The sequence below is a fragment of the Comamonas sp. CMM03 genome (genome assembly GCF_019218715.1).
GTDB classification, from domain to species: Bacteria; Pseudomonadota; Gammaproteobacteria; order Burkholderiales; family Burkholderiaceae_C; genus Comamonas; species Comamonas terrigena.
This window is the reverse complement of sequence record NZ_JAHUXB010000003.1, coordinates 154,709-169,906: the sequence shown is the minus strand read 5'-3', so window position 1 is coordinate 169,906 and position 15,198 is coordinate 154,709. Positions and strand designations below refer to the sequence as shown.

Annotated in this window: 11 protein-coding genes and 2 pseudogenes; 6 read left to right on the top strand and 7 right to left on the bottom strand. The window is 66.5% G+C overall.

Translation table 11 applies throughout. The features are described 5' to 3' along the window. Window positions 1-95 precede the first annotated feature (95 nt). On the bottom strand, window positions 96-1,454 hold the full coding sequence (locus KW830_RS11510) for an aspartate aminotransferase family protein (RefSeq protein ID WP_218333248.1): 1,359 nt from the start codon (window positions 1,452-1,454) through the stop codon (window positions 96-98). A gap of 158 nt (window positions 1,455-1,612) precedes the next feature. Then, window positions 1,613-2,248, bottom strand: coding sequence for a LysE family translocator (locus KW830_RS11505; protein ID WP_218333247.1), 636 nt, complete (start codon window positions 2,246-2,248; stop codon window positions 1,613-1,615). A gap of 251 nt (window positions 2,249-2,499) precedes the next feature. Here KW830_RS11505 and KW830_RS11500 point away from each other — a divergent pair, with 251 nt between their 5' ends. Further along, window positions 2,500-3,435, top strand: a complete 936-nt coding sequence (locus tag KW830_RS11500; protein ID WP_066538223.1) for a LysR family transcriptional regulator — start codon at window positions 2,500-2,502, stop codon at window positions 3,433-3,435. Between the two features lie 627 nt (window positions 3,436-4,062). Then, complete coding sequence (locus tag KW830_RS11495; RefSeq protein ID WP_218333245.1) at window positions 4,063-4,359, top strand: flagellar basal body protein; 297 nt, start codon at window positions 4,063-4,065, stop codon at window positions 4,357-4,359. A 180-nt stretch (window positions 4,360-4,539) separates the two neighbouring features. Here the strand turns inward: KW830_RS11495 and KW830_RS11490 are convergent. Next, window positions 4,540-4,677: pseudogene (locus KW830_RS11490) on the bottom strand (DUF2061 domain-containing protein); the annotation flags it as partial. Between the two features lie 75 nt (window positions 4,678-4,752). Beyond that, window positions 4,753-4,962, bottom strand: a pseudogene (locus tag KW830_RS21335) (DUF2061 domain-containing protein); the annotation flags it as partial. Between the two features lie 302 nt (window positions 4,963-5,264). Here KW830_RS21335 and KW830_RS11485 point away from each other — a divergent pair. The 4 genes from KW830_RS11485 (at window position 5,265) to KW830_RS11470 (ending at window position 11,209) form a co-directional block, all read left to right on the top strand. Beyond that, window positions 5,265-8,957 (top strand): PAS domain S-box protein, encoded by a 3,693-nt coding sequence (locus KW830_RS11485; protein WP_279998853.1) that lies wholly within the window; start codon window positions 5,265-5,267, stop codon window positions 8,955-8,957. Beyond that, window positions 8,942-9,964: a two-component system response regulator gene (locus tag KW830_RS11480; protein ID WP_066538217.1), complete on the top strand. Its 1,023-nt coding sequence runs from the start codon at window positions 8,942-8,944 to the stop codon at window positions 9,962-9,964. Before KW830_RS11485 ends, KW830_RS11480 begins: the two co-directional genes overlap by 16 nt. Window positions 9,965-10,053: 89 nt before the next feature. Next, complete coding sequence (locus tag KW830_RS11475; RefSeq protein WP_218333244.1) at window positions 10,054-10,596, top strand: GNAT family N-acetyltransferase; 543 nt, start codon at window positions 10,054-10,056, stop codon at window positions 10,594-10,596. A gap of 91 nt (window positions 10,597-10,687) precedes the next feature. Further along, complete coding sequence (locus tag KW830_RS11470; RefSeq protein ID WP_066538211.1) at window positions 10,688-11,209, top strand: NUDIX hydrolase; 522 nt, start codon at window positions 10,688-10,690, stop codon at window positions 11,207-11,209. A gap of 211 nt (window positions 11,210-11,420) precedes the next feature. On the opposite strand, the gene KW830_RS11465 is transcribed toward KW830_RS11470, so the two are convergent. From KW830_RS11465 to tcuA, 3 genes are all read right to left on the bottom strand, one after another. Continuing rightward, window positions 11,421-12,401, bottom strand: a complete 981-nt coding sequence (locus KW830_RS11465; RefSeq protein ID WP_066538208.1) for a tripartite tricarboxylate transporter substrate binding protein — start codon at window positions 12,399-12,401, stop codon at window positions 11,421-11,423. A gap of 80 nt (window positions 12,402-12,481) precedes the next feature. Further along, window positions 12,482-13,678 carry a tricarballylate utilization 4Fe-4S protein TcuB gene (tcuB, locus tag KW830_RS11460; RefSeq protein ID WP_066538416.1) on the bottom strand — a complete coding sequence of 399 codons (1,197 nt, stop codon included), beginning with the start codon at window positions 13,676-13,678 and terminating at the stop codon, window positions 12,482-12,484. Window positions 13,679-13,687: 9 nt separating this feature from the next. Continuing rightward, window positions 13,688-15,127 (bottom strand): FAD-dependent tricarballylate dehydrogenase TcuA, encoded by a 1,440-nt coding sequence (gene tcuA, locus KW830_RS11455; RefSeq protein WP_218333243.1) that lies wholly within the window; start codon window positions 15,125-15,127, stop codon window positions 13,688-13,690. Window positions 15,128-15,198 lie beyond the last annotated feature (71 nt).

Below are 15,198 nucleotides of genomic sequence, written 5' to 3'. Positions count from 1 at the left end.
TGCAGCAGCTATGGTTTCAGGAATGTGCGGCAGTATCTGCACGCACGTCAACGGAGGCCAGCGCCTGCGGGACACAGGCGCTGTCACGGCCGGACTTAGGCCGTGGCCTGCAAGGTGTCGCCCAGGGCGCTGACCAGGCGGTCGATCTCGGCCTCGGTGCTGATGAAGGGCGGGGCCAGCTGGATGGTGTCCGCGCCATAGCGCACGTAAAAGCCTTTTTCCCACATGGCCATCGCGATCTCGTAGGGGCGCTTGGCGGGCTCGCCCGGCAGCGGGGCAATGGTGAAGCCGGCCGCCAGACCGAAGTTGCGGATATCGGCCACATGCTTGGTGCCCTTCAGGCTGTGCACGGCCGCTTCGAACGTGGGGGCCAGTGCCTTGACGCGGGCGGGCAGGTCTTCTTTTTGCAGGATGTCCAGCGCGGCCAGGCCGGCGGCACAGGCCACGGGGTGGGCCGAGTAGGTGTAGCCGTGGGCAAACTCCAGCATGTACTCGGGGCCGCCGGCGGCCATGAAGGTGTCGTAGATGTCCTTGCTGGCCACGCAGCCGCCCAGGGGCTGGGCGCCGTTGGTGACCTGCTTGGCGAAGTTGAGGATGTCGGGGGTGACGCCGAACACTTCCGAACCCGTCCAGCCGCCGCAGCGGCCGAAGCCGGTGATGACTTCGTCGAAGATCAGCAGGATGTTGTTCTGCGTGCAGATTTCACGCAGGCGCTGCAGATAGCCTGCGGGCGGAATCACCACGCCGGCCGAGCCGGAGAAGGGCTCGACGATCACGGCGGCAATGGTGCTGGCGTCGTGCAGGGCGATCACGTCCAGCAGGCGGTCGGCCAGCGCGCGGCCGTCGATGTCGGGCATGCCTTTGCAGAACGAGCCGGTGGCCGGCTGGGTGTGGGGCAGGTGGTCGGCTTCGATGCCCTGGCCGAACATCTTGCGGTTGCCCGGCAGGCCGCCCACCGAGATGCCGCCGTAGTTCACGCCGTGGTAGCCCTTTTCGCGCCCGATCAGGCGGGTCTTGCCGGCCTGGCCCTTGGTGCGCCAGTAGGCGCGCGCCATCTTCAGCGAGGTGTCCGCGGCTTCCGAGCCCGAGCCGGTGAAGAACACATAGTCCAGGCCGTCGGGTGTCAGTTCCTTGATCTTGTTGGCCAGCGCGAAGGCGGCGGGGTGGCCGAACTGGAAGGCAGGCGCGTAATCCAGATTCAGCGCGGCCTTGCCCACGGCTTCGGCGATTTCCTTGCGGCCATGGCCCAGGCCCGAACACCACAGGCCCGACAGGCCGTCAAAGATCTTGCGGCCGGCGCTGTCGTGCAGGTAGGTGCCCTGTGCACCCACGACCATGCGCGGATTGGCCTTGAAGTTGCGGTTGCCGGTGAACGGCATCCAGTGCGCGTCCAGCCAGGCGGCATCCATGCGGGTGGCGGTGGCAGCGGGTTGGGTGATGTCGGCAAAGTCCATGGGAGGCTCCAGGCAGGGGGATCGGTATGCAATCCATTGTTGGAGCGGTCCACGTTTTCTTGAATAGCCGTAAACCCATGTTTACTTGTGAAATAGCGCAAGTAATGGGCCTGCGCATTCCGCAGGCAGCGGGGTGGCCAGGTGTCTGTCTGCAGCGCCTAGCGGCGCTGTTCCATGGCCAGGCGCACCGCCAGCCCGGCCAGCACCGTACCCATGACCCATTTCTGGGTGCGCAGCCAGTGCGGGTTGTCCTTGAACCAGATCGCAATGCGTGCGGCAAACAGCGTGATCAACAGGTTGACGCTGAAGCTGGTGGTGATCTGGACCATGCCCAGCGTCACGCTCTGCCAGAACACCGAGCCATGCTCGGCGCTGACGAACTGCGGGAAGATGGACAGATAGAAGATTGCCACCTTGGGGTTGAGGATGCTGGTGAACAGGCCCATGGCAAACAGCCTGCGCGGCGACTCGGGCGGCAGCGTGGTGGTCTGCTCGAAGGGCGAGGCGCCGCCCGGGCGCAGCGCCTGCCAGGCCATCCACAGCAGGTAGGCGGCGCCGGCCCACTTCAGTGCCTCGAACGCCATGGGCACGGCCATGAACAGGGCGGTGACCCCCAGGCTGGCGGCCAGCATGTGCACAAAAAAGCCCAGCACCACACCGGCCAGCGACGTCACGCCGGCCGTGCGCCCCTGGCAGATGGAGCGCGAGATCAGGTACAGCATGTTCGGGCCGGGCGTGAGCACCAGCAGCAGGGAGGCGCCGGCAAACACCAGCAGATCGTGGACAGGAATCATGGCGGGCAGCAGGAGGGCAGGGCGCACGGCGTGCGCTGGAGCCGATTACACCAGCGCTGCGGCGGCCCTGCTGTAACGGATGCGCAAGGCCTGCCCCAGGGCGAGAGCACATGCCCTGGTGGCGGGGGGAGGTCGCCGTCTAGGCCGCTGGTGCAAAACTTGCTCTAATGCTTGCCATGACGTCACGGCCTGCTCGCATTTCTGCACCCGTTTCCGCTGCCGCCCCCACGGGCGCTCCCGTGCCCGCGCCCATGGCCCGTGCCCGCGCGGTGCTGGGCCAGCTCAGCGATATGGACCTGCGCCTGCTGCGCATTTTCAAGAGTGTGGTGGAGTGCGGCGGCATGTCGGCCGCCGAACTGGAGCTGAACATCAGCGCCTCCACCCTCAGCCGCCACATGAAAGACCTGGAAGAACGGCTGGGCCTGGTGTTGTGCCGGCGCGGGCGTGCCGGGTTCGCCACCACCGCTGAAGGGCTGAAGGTGTATGAGGCCACGCTGCAGTTGCTGGGCGGCGTGGACCTGTTCCGCAGCCAGATCGACGACATCCACGACCGCATGGGTGGCAACCTGGAGGTGGCGGTGTTCGACAAGACCGTCACCAACCCGGCGGCCCACCTGGACGCGGCCATCCGTGCCTTCCACCGCCAGGCGCCCGAAGTGAATCTGCAGCTGCATGTCAGCAGCATCAACACCATCGAACGCGGGCTGATGGACGGGCGCTTTCAGGTGGGCATCATTCCGGCGCACCGGGCCTCGGCCAGCCTGGTCTACCGCGACCTGTTTGCCGAACACATGCAGCTGTACTGCGCCGCCGGCCACCCGCTGTATGGCGCCCACCATGGCGATCTGGACTGGGAGGGGCTGCGCCACTACCCGTTTGCGGGGCTGGGCGAGCATTCCCCGAACATGGAGCTGAGCCACCGTGCGCACCTGCCGCGCAAGGCCACAGGCTTTGACCAGGAGGCAATTGCCACGCTGATCCTGTCGGGCTGCTACCTGGGCTTTCTACCCGACCATTACGCCCAGGCGCTGGAAGCGGCAGGCCGCCTGCAGGCGGTGGCGCCGGCGCGCTTTCACTACGACTGCCAGTTTGTGGCGATGTGGCGGCTTTCGCCCCAGCCCAGCCGTGCGGCCCAGGCCTTCATCGACTGTCTGGTGGCCGCCCATGGTGGGGAGGGCGCGGCATAGCGCTGCTGCACCCTGTCTGCGCGGCAGCGGAAGGCTTGTCCACAGAAGGACACAGTTTCTACAGGTCTGCGCACAGGCTTGTGCCCAGCTTTATCCACAGGCTGCAGGGGGCGGCGCCATGCCTTCGTTCACCCTGGGCAGGGGTGTCCGAGATCACCTGGGCGGTGGTGCAGCATCCAGCAGGCTGGCCACCAGCGAAGCAAAAAAAAGCCGCCCCAGGGGGCGGCCATAAAGTAGCCCTGAAAGAGCCACAAGGAAACAAAACTGCCAGCCAACGGAAAAACCGTGCGGACGCCGCCAGTGTGGCGGCCCGCCATGACAGCGGTGTGACGAACGGTAGACCCTGCACGGCGGAAAAAATTCCCTGCGGAGGCGGTTTTTTCGCGCAAACGGCAGAAATGACCGAAATGGCCGGAAACCAACGGAGAAATCCCATGGTACAGGGGGGCATCCACCGCTCTGCCACAGCTTGTGCACACCATCAGGCGGGTTTCATGGTGCTTGTCCACAGTTTGTCCCGAGGTGTAGTCTGCCGCAGGCCGGTGCCGCCGGGCTGGCCGAAATGGCGCCGCCGTGGCATGCTTTCGCCATCTTGATCTTGCTTCATCACTTCGGTAGGAGAGCGGCATGAGCGCCATCGCATCCATTGCCCAGTCCGGCTTGCAGGCAGCACAGCAGCGCTTGAACGCCTCGGCCCACAACGTGGCCAACCAGCAGACGGAAGGTTTCCGCCGCCAGCAGGTGGCGCAGCAGGCCGTGCCCGAAGGCGGTGTGGCGGCGCAGACTGTGCGCGGCCAGCAAGGCGTGGCGCTGGAGCAGGAAGCCGTCGAACAGATCAGCGCCAGTTACGCCTATCTGGCCAATCTGCAGGTGCTGCGCACCAACGACCGCATGCAAGGTTCCCTGCTGGACGAACGCGCCTGAGCGGCGTTTAAGGCACGGCAAGCCCGCCCGGTGTTCCTGCCCGGCGGGCTTTTGCATGCCTGCCCGCAGGCCGCCTGCGTCACAGCGCGCAGGCCCAGTGCGCCAGGCGCTGTGTCAGCCAATGGCGAAACTGGGTGCGGATGGCGTGGGACATGGCGACTCCGATCGTGGACAGCGGGTTCAGGCGGCGGAAACGGTCTGCTGCAGGCGCAGGGCGCGGCGTTCCCACAGCTTTTCGTGCAGGTAGAAGAAGATCATCTGTACGGTGGGCTCCAGCAGGCTCAGCGTCAGGGCCTGGATCCAGCTGCCGGTGACGGTGTAGGCCACCATCGACGCCACGCCGATGTGCAGTAGGTAGTAGCTGCCGGTCTTGACCAGGGTGCGTGCCCGGAACGCCGTGGTCCGTTCCCAGGCCTTGTCATGAAAAAAGAAGGCCACCGCCTGTAGCGTGGGCTCCAGCAGGCTCAGCGCCAGCGCGGTGTGCAGGCTGCCGGTGACGGCATAGGCGACCGCTGCGGCCACCACGATGTGCACCAGATAGTAGCTGGCGGTCTTGCGCAAGCTGGTCTGGTGGTGGTCGATCAAATGGTGGATACAGGTCATGGCGGTGTCGGCAAAGAGGGGAAAAGGCACGCGGTCCGCATCACCAGCGAACCGTGTGGTCATGGTAGGGCACCATCAAATATAAATCCAATCAAAATGCTATAAATGATTGATTGAAACTATCAATTGCCCGCCGGCATGGCCTTGGACCGAATGGGGTGTGCGGAAATTTGTGAAACTTTGTGCAGCAACCGGTCCGGGCATGTCAGCATGGGCCTGCTTGCAGTGCAATGGCCTCTGGCCATCTTCGCCGGCCATCGCCACCGTTTTCTGGACGAACCACAGCCTCTGCTGCCTTCATCGTGATCTTGGACCTGTTTTTCATGCACGGCGAGGGCTTTGCCCCTCCGCTGTGGACCTGGATGGACCCGCTGCTGGTGGCGGTTTCGGTGGCGATTGCGGTGCTGTCGTCCATGATGGCGCTGCAGATGGCCGTCATGGCGCGCCGCAGCCAGCACCGCTGGGCGCGCACCACCGCGCTGAGTACCGGTGCCCTGGCCATGGGGGGCGGCATCTGGAGCATGCATTTCGTCGGCATGCTGGCCTATCTGCCCTGTGCCCAGAATGACTTCGATCCCTGGATCACGCTGCTGTCCACCTTGCCGGCGCTGCTGGCCTCATGGCTGGCGCTGCGCGTGATGATGCGCGAAGCGATCTCCGTACGCCGGCTGTGGCTGTCGGCCGTGCTGATGGGCGTGGCCATCGGCAGCATGCATTTCATCGGCATGGCCGCGTCCAGCCTGCGCGACATCATGCGCTACGCGCCCCTGGGTGTGTTCCTGGCGGTGGCGGTGAGCGTGCTGCTGGCTGCAGCCGCGCTGGCCGTGCGCTTTCGCCTGGCATACAGCGGCCGGCGTCTGTGGCCCACGCTGCTGGGCGGCTCCATCATGGGCTGTGCCATTGCCGGCATGCACTACACGGCCATGGGGGCCATTCGCTACACCGATCCGCTGCCGGCGCAGGCCACGGCCGACTCCGGCACCCATCTGGGCCTGGTGGCCGGACTGAGCGGCTTTGTGCTGCTGCTCAGCCTGCTGGTCATCGCGCTGAATGTGGGCCTGCGCTACCGCCAGTTCTTCCATGACATCAAACGCAGCGAATCCCGCCTGCGCGCCGTGGTGGATACGGCGGTAGACGCCATCATCATGATCGAAGGCAATGGCCTGATCAGCTCCTTCAACGGGGCGGCAGAGCGCCTGCTGGGCTGGACGGCGCAGGAGGTGATCGGCAAGAACGTCAGCATGCTGATGCCCCAGCCCATGCAGCGCGAGCACGACAACTACCTGCGCCGCCACATCGATACCGGCCACTCCAGCATCATTGGCGTGGGCCGCGAGGTGACGGCCCTGCACAAGGACGGCTCTCTGGTCGACGTGCGCCTGGCCCTGGGGCGCGTCCCGCTGCCTGGCATGCCGCTGTTCGTGGGTTTTCTGACCGATATCCGCAGCCGCAAGCAGATGGAGGAAGCCGTGCGCCGCAGCGAAAAGCAGCACCGCACGCTGATCAGCAATCTGCCGGGGGTGACCTTCCGCCGCCAGCTGGGCGAGGCCGGCTCACCGCTGTTTCTGGGCGGTGCAGTGGAGTCCCTGACGGGCTGGCCGGCCGAAGATTTTCTGGACCAGCGCATCCGCTTCACCGACATCGTGCACCCTGACGATGCCCAGGCGTTCTGGCACCAGGTGAACGATGCGCTGGCGCGCAGCGAGCCCTACACGGTGGAGTACCGCATCCTGCACCGCGATGGCGGCGTGCGCTGGGTGACCGAGAGCGCGCGTGGCATCTATGGCGCCGATGGCGTGCTGCAGTATGTCGACGGCGTGCTGATGGACAACACCGCGCTCAAGACCCGCAATGCCGAGTTCGAAGGCACGATGAATGCCATCAACAGCGCGTTGGCCGTGGTGGAGTATGACCTGGCGGGCCGCATCACGGCCGTCAACGACAACTTCTGCCAGCTGTTTGGCTACAGCGCCGAGGAGGTGGTGGGCAAGTTCCACCGCCTGCTGTGCCCGCCTGAGCATGTGGCCGACGCCAGCTACATGCAGCTGTGGGGCCAGCTGCGCAGCGGCAAGCCGGATGCCGGCGAGTACCAGCATGTGGGCCAGGGCGGGCGCCTGCTGTGGGTGCAGAGCAGCTACAACCCCATCCTCGATGCAGGGGGGCAGCCGTCCAAGATCGTGCAGCTGATCACCGACCTGACGGGGCGGCGCAAGATGGAGCAGGAGCTGCTGCTGGCCAAGGAGCATGCCGAAGCCGCGGCCGCGGCGCGCAGCACCTTCCTGGCCAATATGAGCCATGAGATCCGCACGCCCATGAATGCCATCATCGGCTTTACCGAGGCGCTGCTGGACACGCCGCTGCAACCCCAGCAGTCGCGCTATCTGAGCACGGTGCACTACTCGGCGCGCTCCATGCTGCGGCTGCTCAACGACATTCTGGACACAGCCAAGCTGGACAAGGGGGCGGTGCTGCTGGAGCAGGCGTCTTTCAGCCCGCGCGAACTGTGCGAGCAGATCCTGGCGTCGCTGCGCATCAATGCCGACAGGAAGAAGCTGTTCCTGCGGCTCGATTTCGACCGCGAGGTACCGCACTATCTGGTGGGCGACGCGCTGCGTGTGCAGCAGATCCTGGTGAACCTGGTGGGCAATGCCATCAAGTTCACGGAAAGCGGCGGCGTGACCGTGCTGGTGGACTATCTGGACGGCCGGTTGTGCATGGCGGTGCAGGACACCGGCATCGGTATTGCGCCGGAGCAGATCCGCCGCATCTTTGACCCTTTCGCCCAGGCGGATGCCTCGACCACCCGCCAGTACGGCGGCACCGGGCTGGGCACCACCATCTCGCGCCAGCTGGCAGAACTGATGGGCGGCCGCATCGAAGTCGAAAGTACCCTGAGCCAGGGCAGCAGCTTCCGTGTGATCCTTCCGTTGCCGCCGGGCCAGCATGTGGATGTGCAAAGTGCACGCAGCTATGGCGAACTGCCTTCGCTGCGGGTGCTGGCGGCCGATGATGTGCCGGAAAACCTGGAGCTGCTGGACATCCACCTGCGCAAGTCCCACCACCGGGTGACGCTGGCCGGTGATGGCCGCGAAGCCGTGGCGCTGTTCCAGCAGAACGCTTACGACCTGGTGCTGATGGACCTGCAGATGCCGGGCATGGACGGGCTGGAGGCCGCGCGCGCCATCCGTGCCTGGGAGGTGGCGCAGCAGCGCACTCCGGTGCCCATCGTGGCGCTGTCGGCCAGCGTGCTGGAAGAAGACCGCCGCGCCGCTGCGGCGGCCGGCATGGACGGCTTTGCCGCCAAGCCGCTGGAGCTGCCCAAGCTGTATGCCGAAATGACCCGGGTGCTGAAGCTCGATGCCCAGCTGAAGGCGGCCGTCCCTGCCACCAGCAGCCAGCAGCGCGAAGCCATGGCCAACACCCATGTGATCGACTGGCCAGCCGGCTTGCAGCGCTGGGGCAGCATGGACAGCCTGCTGCGTGCCCTGCGCCGTTTTGCCAAGGACCAGCCGGGCCAGGCGCTGCGCCTGCAGTCGCTGCGCGATGCCGAAGACTGGGTCGAGCTGGCCGCCGCCGCCCACCGTATGCGTGGCGCTGCGGGCAATCTGGCGCTGAACACGCTCTACACCATGGCCGCCACGCTGGAAGGCGCGGCCCGCAGCCGCGATGTGGCCCTGGCAGACCGTCAGCTGCGCGATCTGCCACCGGCGCTGGCGCACCTGGACGGCCTGCTGGCGCAGCAGGACACCGCGGCCGCACCCGCGGCCCCGGTGCAAGCCGCTGCCGACGTGCCGGCCGCGCAGCTGCAGTACTGGCTGGATGAAACCATTGCCGCGCTGCAAGGCGGCGAGCTGGCCTCGGATGCGCTGGATGCGCTGCAGCAGCATGCGTCGTCCCTCGACATCCAGCCGCTGCAGGAAGCCGTGGACGCGTTTGATTTTGACCGTGCGCTGGAATGCGCCCATGCCCTGAAAAAACAATGGACACTCGCGTAGCCCCCCGGCCTGCGGCCCCGCAGGCCCCCACCGACCAGCGCAAGCGCCTGCTGGTGGTGGACGATGAACCCACCAATCTGCATGTGCTGCGCCAGGTGCTGCAGGACGAGTACCGGCTGCTGTTTGCCACCGATGGCGCCAAGGCGCTGCAACTGGCGCAGCAAAAGCCCGATCTGATCCTGCTGGACGTGATGATGCCGGGCATGGATGGCTACACCGTCTGCGAGCAGCTCAAGGCCGATGCGCGCACGGCGGCCATCCCGGTGATCTTTGTCAGTGCCCTGTCCGACAGTGCGGACGAGGAGCGTGGCTTTGCGCTGGGCGCGGTGGACTACATTGTCAAGCCGGTGCGTGCGCCCGTGGTGCGCGCCCGGGTGCGCACCCATCTGTCCCTGGTGCGGGCGGAAGAGCTGCACGCCTCGCGGCTGCAGATCGTGCAGCGTCTGGGTCGTGCGGCCGAGTACAAGGACAACGAGACCGGCAAGCATGTGATCCGCATGAGCCTGTATGCCAGGGCCCTGGCCCAGGCGCTGGGCTGCGGGCCGGACTGGGTGGACGATCTGTTCAACGCGGCGCCCATGCACGATGTGGGCAAGATCGGCATTCCCGATGCGGTGCTGCTCAAGCCCGGCGCGCTGGACGAACGGGAATGGGCCATCATGCGCACCCACCCGCAGGTGGGCGCCGAAATCATTGGCGAGCATGCGTTTCCCATGCTGCAGATGGCACGCACCATCGCCCTGACCCACCACGAAAAATGGGACGGTTCCGGCTACCCGCAGGGGCTGGCGGGCCTGGCGATTCCGCTGGAGGCGCGCATTGTGGCGGTGGCCGATGTGTTCGATGCGCTGACCACGGTGCGCCCCTACAAGGCGGCCTGGAGCGTGGACGATGCCCTGGCCTATCTGCAGGAACAGTCAGGCCGCCATTTCGACCCGGCGCTGGTGGCGCAGTTCATGACGCTGCGCCCCGTGATCGAGGAAGTGCGCATCCAGTGGGGCGATTGAGCAGGGGGCCGGCCGCCCGCGCCAGGGCGCGGTGAAGGGCTCTGTGCCACGTACCGGCACGCCGGCAGCGGTCTGCCGATAATGGGGACATGGCTTCCGCGGCTTCTTCTCCGACCGATTCCCTGCATGTGCGCGGCCTGTCTGTGGCCGACGTAGCGGCGGTGCTGCGCATCCAGGCGCTGTGCTATGGCGCGGACTATGTCGAAGGTGCTGCCGTGTTCACCCGGCGCCTGCAGGCGCCGCACCAGTGTTCCTGGGCGGCCGAGCTGGGGGGGCAGGTGGTGGCCTATCTGGCGGCGTACTGGTCGCACCCCGGCAAGATCACGCCGCTGCAGGGCGAATTCGATGCCCAGCCTCAGGCCAGTGTGCTCTACCTGCACGATATGGCCGTGGACCCGGCCCTGGCCGGCCAGGGCATTGCCGCCCGGCTGCTGGCCGCAGCCCGGGCCCAGGCCCGGGCGCGCGGGGTGCAGCGCGCGGCCCTGGTGGCCGTGCAAGGGGCAGCCAGCTACTGGCAGCGGCGCGGTTTTGTCCCCAGCCGGCCCAGGGATACGGTGCAGAAAACCCATTTGGCCAGCTATGGCGATGACGCCCTGTACATGGAACAGCACTGGGCCCCACCCCAGGTCTGAAGGTGCCACGGGGCGGCGGGCGCTCACTTCCTACCACCTGTCACAAGTTGTCAGAAAGCTGCGACAAGCCTGTCACAGCCCGCTGGTGATAATGCCCGCCATGCCCAATCGATGGAAACCCAATGTCACCGTGGCCGCAGTCATCGAACGTGACGGCCGTTTTTTGCTGGTGGAAGAAGATACGGCCGACGGCCTGCGCCTGAACACGCCGGCCGGCCATCTGGACCCGGCGGAAACGCCGGCGCAGGCCTGCGTGCGCGAGGTGCTGGAGGAAACGGCCCACAGCTTCACGCCCACGGCCCTGGTGGGCGTCTACATGAACCGCTTTGTGCGCACCCGCACCGGCTCCGACATCACCTACCTGCGCTTTTCCTTCACCGGAGACCTGGGCGCCTTCCACGCCGGCCGTCCGCTGGACCACGGCGTGCTGCGCACCCTGTGGATGACGCTGGAAGAGCTGGAAGCCAGTGCCGAGCGCCACCGCAGCCCCATGGTGCTGCAAAGCGTGCGCGACTACCTGGCGGGCCAGCGTTTCGGTCTGGACATGTTCCATGCCGACCCCAGCCTGTTCACCAAGCCGCAGCCCACCTCGGTGCTGGCGGCAGCCGCCTGAAGCCAGGCTTCCTGAGGGGCGTCGAGGTGAAGGCCTGTGCCAAGCCGTGCCTGCTGCAGGCCGCTGACACAGGCCGATCCTTGGGCTGACGCCATAAAAAAAGGCCGCACGCGGCGGCCTGTCAAAGAAGGAATCCGGCGGTGGCCGCCGGATGCTCCCCGTGTTGGAAACGGGGCGGCCGGGCAGGTTGCATGCCCGGCAGGATGCGGCATCAGTTGGCGGTCAGCTTGCGCTCCTTGACCACCTTGCCCCACTGGGCGTATTCCTTTTTCATGAAGTCGGCCAGACCCTGGCGCGTGGTGGGCTGGGGCGTCAGGCCGTGGGCCAGCAGGGCCTTCTTCACCTCGTCGTCGTTCAGCACCTTGACGATTTCGGCATTCCAGCGGTCCAGGATGGGGGCGGGGGTCTTGCCCGGGGCCACAAAGGCGTACCAGTTCAAGGCTTCAAAGCCGGGGAAACCGGCTTCGGCCACCGTGGGGATGTTGGGCATATAGGCCGGGCGGGTCAGGCCGGTGGTGGCCAACGGAATCAGCTTGCCGCTTTCCACGTGCGGCAGGGCCGTGGGCGGGGCGGCAAAGTAGCTGGCCACGCGCTCGCCCAGCAGGTCCTGCAGTGCCGGGGCACCGCCCTTGTAGGGCACGTGCACCATGTCCACGCCGGCGCGCTGGTTGAACAGCTCGCCCGCCAGGTGCGAGGCCGAGCCCGCGCCGGTGGAGGCAAAGTCGATGCCGCCGGCCTTGGCTTTGGCCTTGGCCACGAACTCCTGCAGGTTCTTCACGCCCAGGCCCTTGTGCGCCACCAGCACATTGGGGAAGTTCACGCCGCCCGACACTGGCGCCAGGTCCTTGAACGGGTCGTAGTTCAGCTTCATCAGGTGGGGCGCAATGGTCAGCGGGCCCACGGAGCCGAACAGCAGCACCGAGCCATCGGCAGCGCTGTTGGCCACCTGGCCGTGGGCGATATTGCCGCCCGCACCGCCCTTGTTTTCCACCACCACGCTCTGGCCGATGTTCTCGCCCAGCTTCTTGGCGATCAGGCGGGCCGCGGCATCGGCCGCGCCACCGGCGGCAAAGCCCACCACCAGGGTCACGGGCTTCTTGGGGGGAAAGTCCTGGGCCTGGGCGGGCAGACCGCACAGCAGGCTGGCGCTGGCCAGCAGGGCAGAGGATTGGATGAGGGTGCGACGTTTCACGGGGTCTCCTGAGTGGAATGTTTTCGTTTTTGAGGTGGGGGAAAGCTGGGCTCGGCACGGGGCTTGTGGCCCCGTGCGGCTCAATCGGCCCCCAGGCCGATGGGGTTGGGTTGGCGCTTTTCCGTGTTGTGGCGCAGCAGGGCTGCGGTGCGGAACACGCCGTGGGCAAACTTGCCGTAGGGCAGGGTGGCAAACAAGGCCATCACCGCGCCCAGGTGCAGGCACAGCAGCAGCGCCAGGGCCGGCGTGCCGCGGCCCAGCCACAGCGCCAGGCCGCTGCTGCTCACCAGGAACAGCAGTGCGATGAAGCCCAGGTCCATGGGCTTTTGCTGCACATCGCCATGCAGCGGATGGCGTTGGCGGTTCAGCACCCACAGCCCGGCCGTGCCCAGCATCAGCATCACGCCGCCGACTGCGCCCAGCAGCTTGGGCAGGCTGGGAAAATCGTAGGGCGCAGGCAGGTCGAACAGGTAGTGGTAGAGCGTGGCCACGGCCGTGGCGGCAAAGCACAGCAGGAAGCCGTAGAACGTCAGGTGGTGGGCGCGGCGGCGCTTCAGCGTGTAGGCGTCGTCCTCGTTGTGGCAGCCGTCGCCATGGCCGCCGTCCAGGTATTTCAGGCGCAGCACATCGCTGGTGGCCTCCGAGGCGGCGGCGCCGCTCACATCGGCACCGCTGGTGGCGGGCTTGATGTCGCGCCAGAAGCGGCGCACGCCCATGGACAGTGCGAACACCACGAACAGAAACACCGGTGCGAACATGCCCACCAGCAGGTTGTGCGGGAACAGCTGGTAGAAGTTGCGGCCCAGATCGGCACCCCACAGCGCGCCCAGACCGCCGCCCTGCAGCGTCGCGCCCAGCACCAGGAACAGCGTCAGCGCCGCCACCAGGGCCAGCGACAGTGTCAGGCCGTTGCGTTTGTACAGCTGACCCAGCGCGGGCGGCCAGGCGTAGTCCACATAGGTCTGGCCACGCACCTCGGCCATGGCCTTGGGGATGTTGATGCCGAATTCATGCGGCGGCGCGTACTGGCAGGCGTGCAGGCAGGCCCCGCAGTTGTGGCACAGATTGGCCAGGAAGTTCACATCGGCCTTGGCGAATTCCAGGCGGCGCGTCATGGCCGGAAACACGGCGCAGAAGCCTTCGCAGTAGCGGCAGGCATTGCAGATCTGCATCACGCGCGCCACTTCGTCTTCGGCGGCGCTCATGGGCACGATGGGGATGACCTTGCCGGTCGCCAGCTGGCGGGCTTCCTGGCCCAGGTCGTGGAGGGATTGCATGCTCATGGCTCAGGCCTCGTCTTTCACAGCGCCGTGCACGGCAGGTTGGCCGGTGGCAGCCCGTGCGGCATTGCGACCGGCGATGCGGCCGAAGGCGGTGCCGATCGACATGCCCACGCCGGCGGTGTAGCCCTTGCCCAGCACATTGCCGGCCATCATTTCGCCGGCCACAAACAGATTGGGGCTGGGCTGGTCGCCGAAGCGCACGGCGGCGGTATCGTCCACCTTGAGGCCCAGGTAGGTGAAGGTGATGCCGGGGCGCAGCGCATAGCCGTAGAACGGACCGGTGTCGATGGGGCGGGCCCAGTGCGTCTTGGCCGGTGCCAGGTGTTCGGTGTGGCAGTCGTCGAGCGCGGTGTGGTCGAACTGGCCGACCTTGCAGCTGCCGTTGTAGGCATTCAGGGTCTGCATGAAGTGCTCCCCATCCAGTCCCAGTTTTTCCGCCAGCTCGGGCAGGGTATCTGCCTTGATGCCGGGGAAAACCGGCGGCATGAAGCGGCCGATGGCTTTGCTGTCGATGATGGAGTAGGCAATCTGGCCGGGTTGCTGCGCCACAAGGCGGCCCCAGATCGCATAGCGCTTGGGCCAGAAGTCTTCGCCCTCGTCGTAGAAGCGCTGGGCCTCGCGGTTGACCACCACGCCCAGCGACACGCAGTCGATGCGGGTGCATATGCCACCGTCGTACAGCGGAGCGCGTGCGTCGATGGCCACCATGTGTGCCTGGGTCGGGTCGCCCAGGCCGTCGGCCTGATGCTCCTCCAGCATATGCTTGAGCAGCACCCCCTTGTTGAAGGCGGTGCCGCGGATGATGAAGTTGTCCGCAGGCCATTCGCCGCGTTCGTTCTGGCCCCAGGCTTCGCGCAGCCATTCGCGGTTGGACTCGAAGCCGCCCGCGGCCAGCACGCAGCTCTTGGCGGTGATGCGCTGGCCCTTGCTCCAGGCGGCCTGGAACTGGCCGTTTTCGATGTCGAGCCGGTCGACCGGCGATTCGTAGCGGATCTCCACGCCCAGCTTCTCGGCACTGCGGAAATACGCATTCACCAGCGCCTTGCCGCCACCCATGAAGAAGGCGTTGGTGCGGGCCACATGCAGTGCACCCGACAGCGGCGGCTGAAAGTGCACGCCATGCTTGCGCATCCAGCTGCGGCAGGTGCTCGACGCGCGGATCACCATGCGCGCCAGGTGCTCGTTGGTGATGCCGCCAGTGACTTTCAGCAGGTCCTGCCAGTACTCTTCTTCGGGGTAGGCTTCCACCAGCACATCCTGCGGTGCGTCGTGCATGCAGCGCAGATTGCGGGTGTGGCTGGAGTTGCCGCCACGCCAGGCGCGGGGCGCGGACTCCAGCAGCAGCACACGGCTGCCGGCTTCGCGGGCCATGAGGGCGGCGCACAGCGCAGCATTGCCGCCACCGATGATGAGCACATCGGTGTCAAAGGCTTCAGTTTTCATGATGGGCTGCCGCAGGCCTGGGCCTGTGGCGGTTCAACGTGGGGAAAGTCTTGTGCTGGCCGGCGCCCGGA

Coding starts and splice junctions, on each gene's coding strand:
- KW830_RS11510 (WP_218333248.1), bottom strand. CDS start 1,454: ATGGACTTTGCCGACATCACCCAACCCGCTGCCACCGCCACCCGCATG.
- KW830_RS11505 (WP_218333247.1), bottom strand. CDS start 2,248: ATGATTCCTGTCCACGATCTGCTGGTGTTTGCCGGCGCCTCCCTGCTG.
- KW830_RS11500 (WP_066538223.1), top strand. CDS start 2,500: ATGGCCCGTGCCCGCGCGGTGCTGGGCCAGCTCAGCGATATGGACCTG.
- KW830_RS11495 (WP_218333245.1), top strand. CDS start 4,063: ATGAGCGCCATCGCATCCATTGCCCAGTCCGGCTTGCAGGCAGCACAG.
- KW830_RS11480 (WP_066538217.1), top strand. CDS start 8,942: ATGGACACTCGCGTAGCCCCCCGGCCTGCGGCCCCGCAGGCCCCCACC.
- KW830_RS11475 (WP_218333244.1), top strand. CDS start 10,054: ATGGCTTCCGCGGCTTCTTCTCCGACCGATTCCCTGCATGTGCGCGGC.
- KW830_RS11470 (WP_066538211.1), top strand. CDS start 10,688: ATGCCCGCCATGCCCAATCGATGGAAACCCAATGTCACCGTGGCCGCA.
- tcuB (WP_066538416.1), bottom strand. CDS start 13,678: ATGCAATCCCTCCACGACCTGGGCCAGGAAGCCCGCCAGCTGGCGACC.
- tcuA (WP_218333243.1), bottom strand. CDS start 15,127: ATGAAAACTGAAGCCTTTGACACCGATGTGCTCATCATCGGTGGCGGC.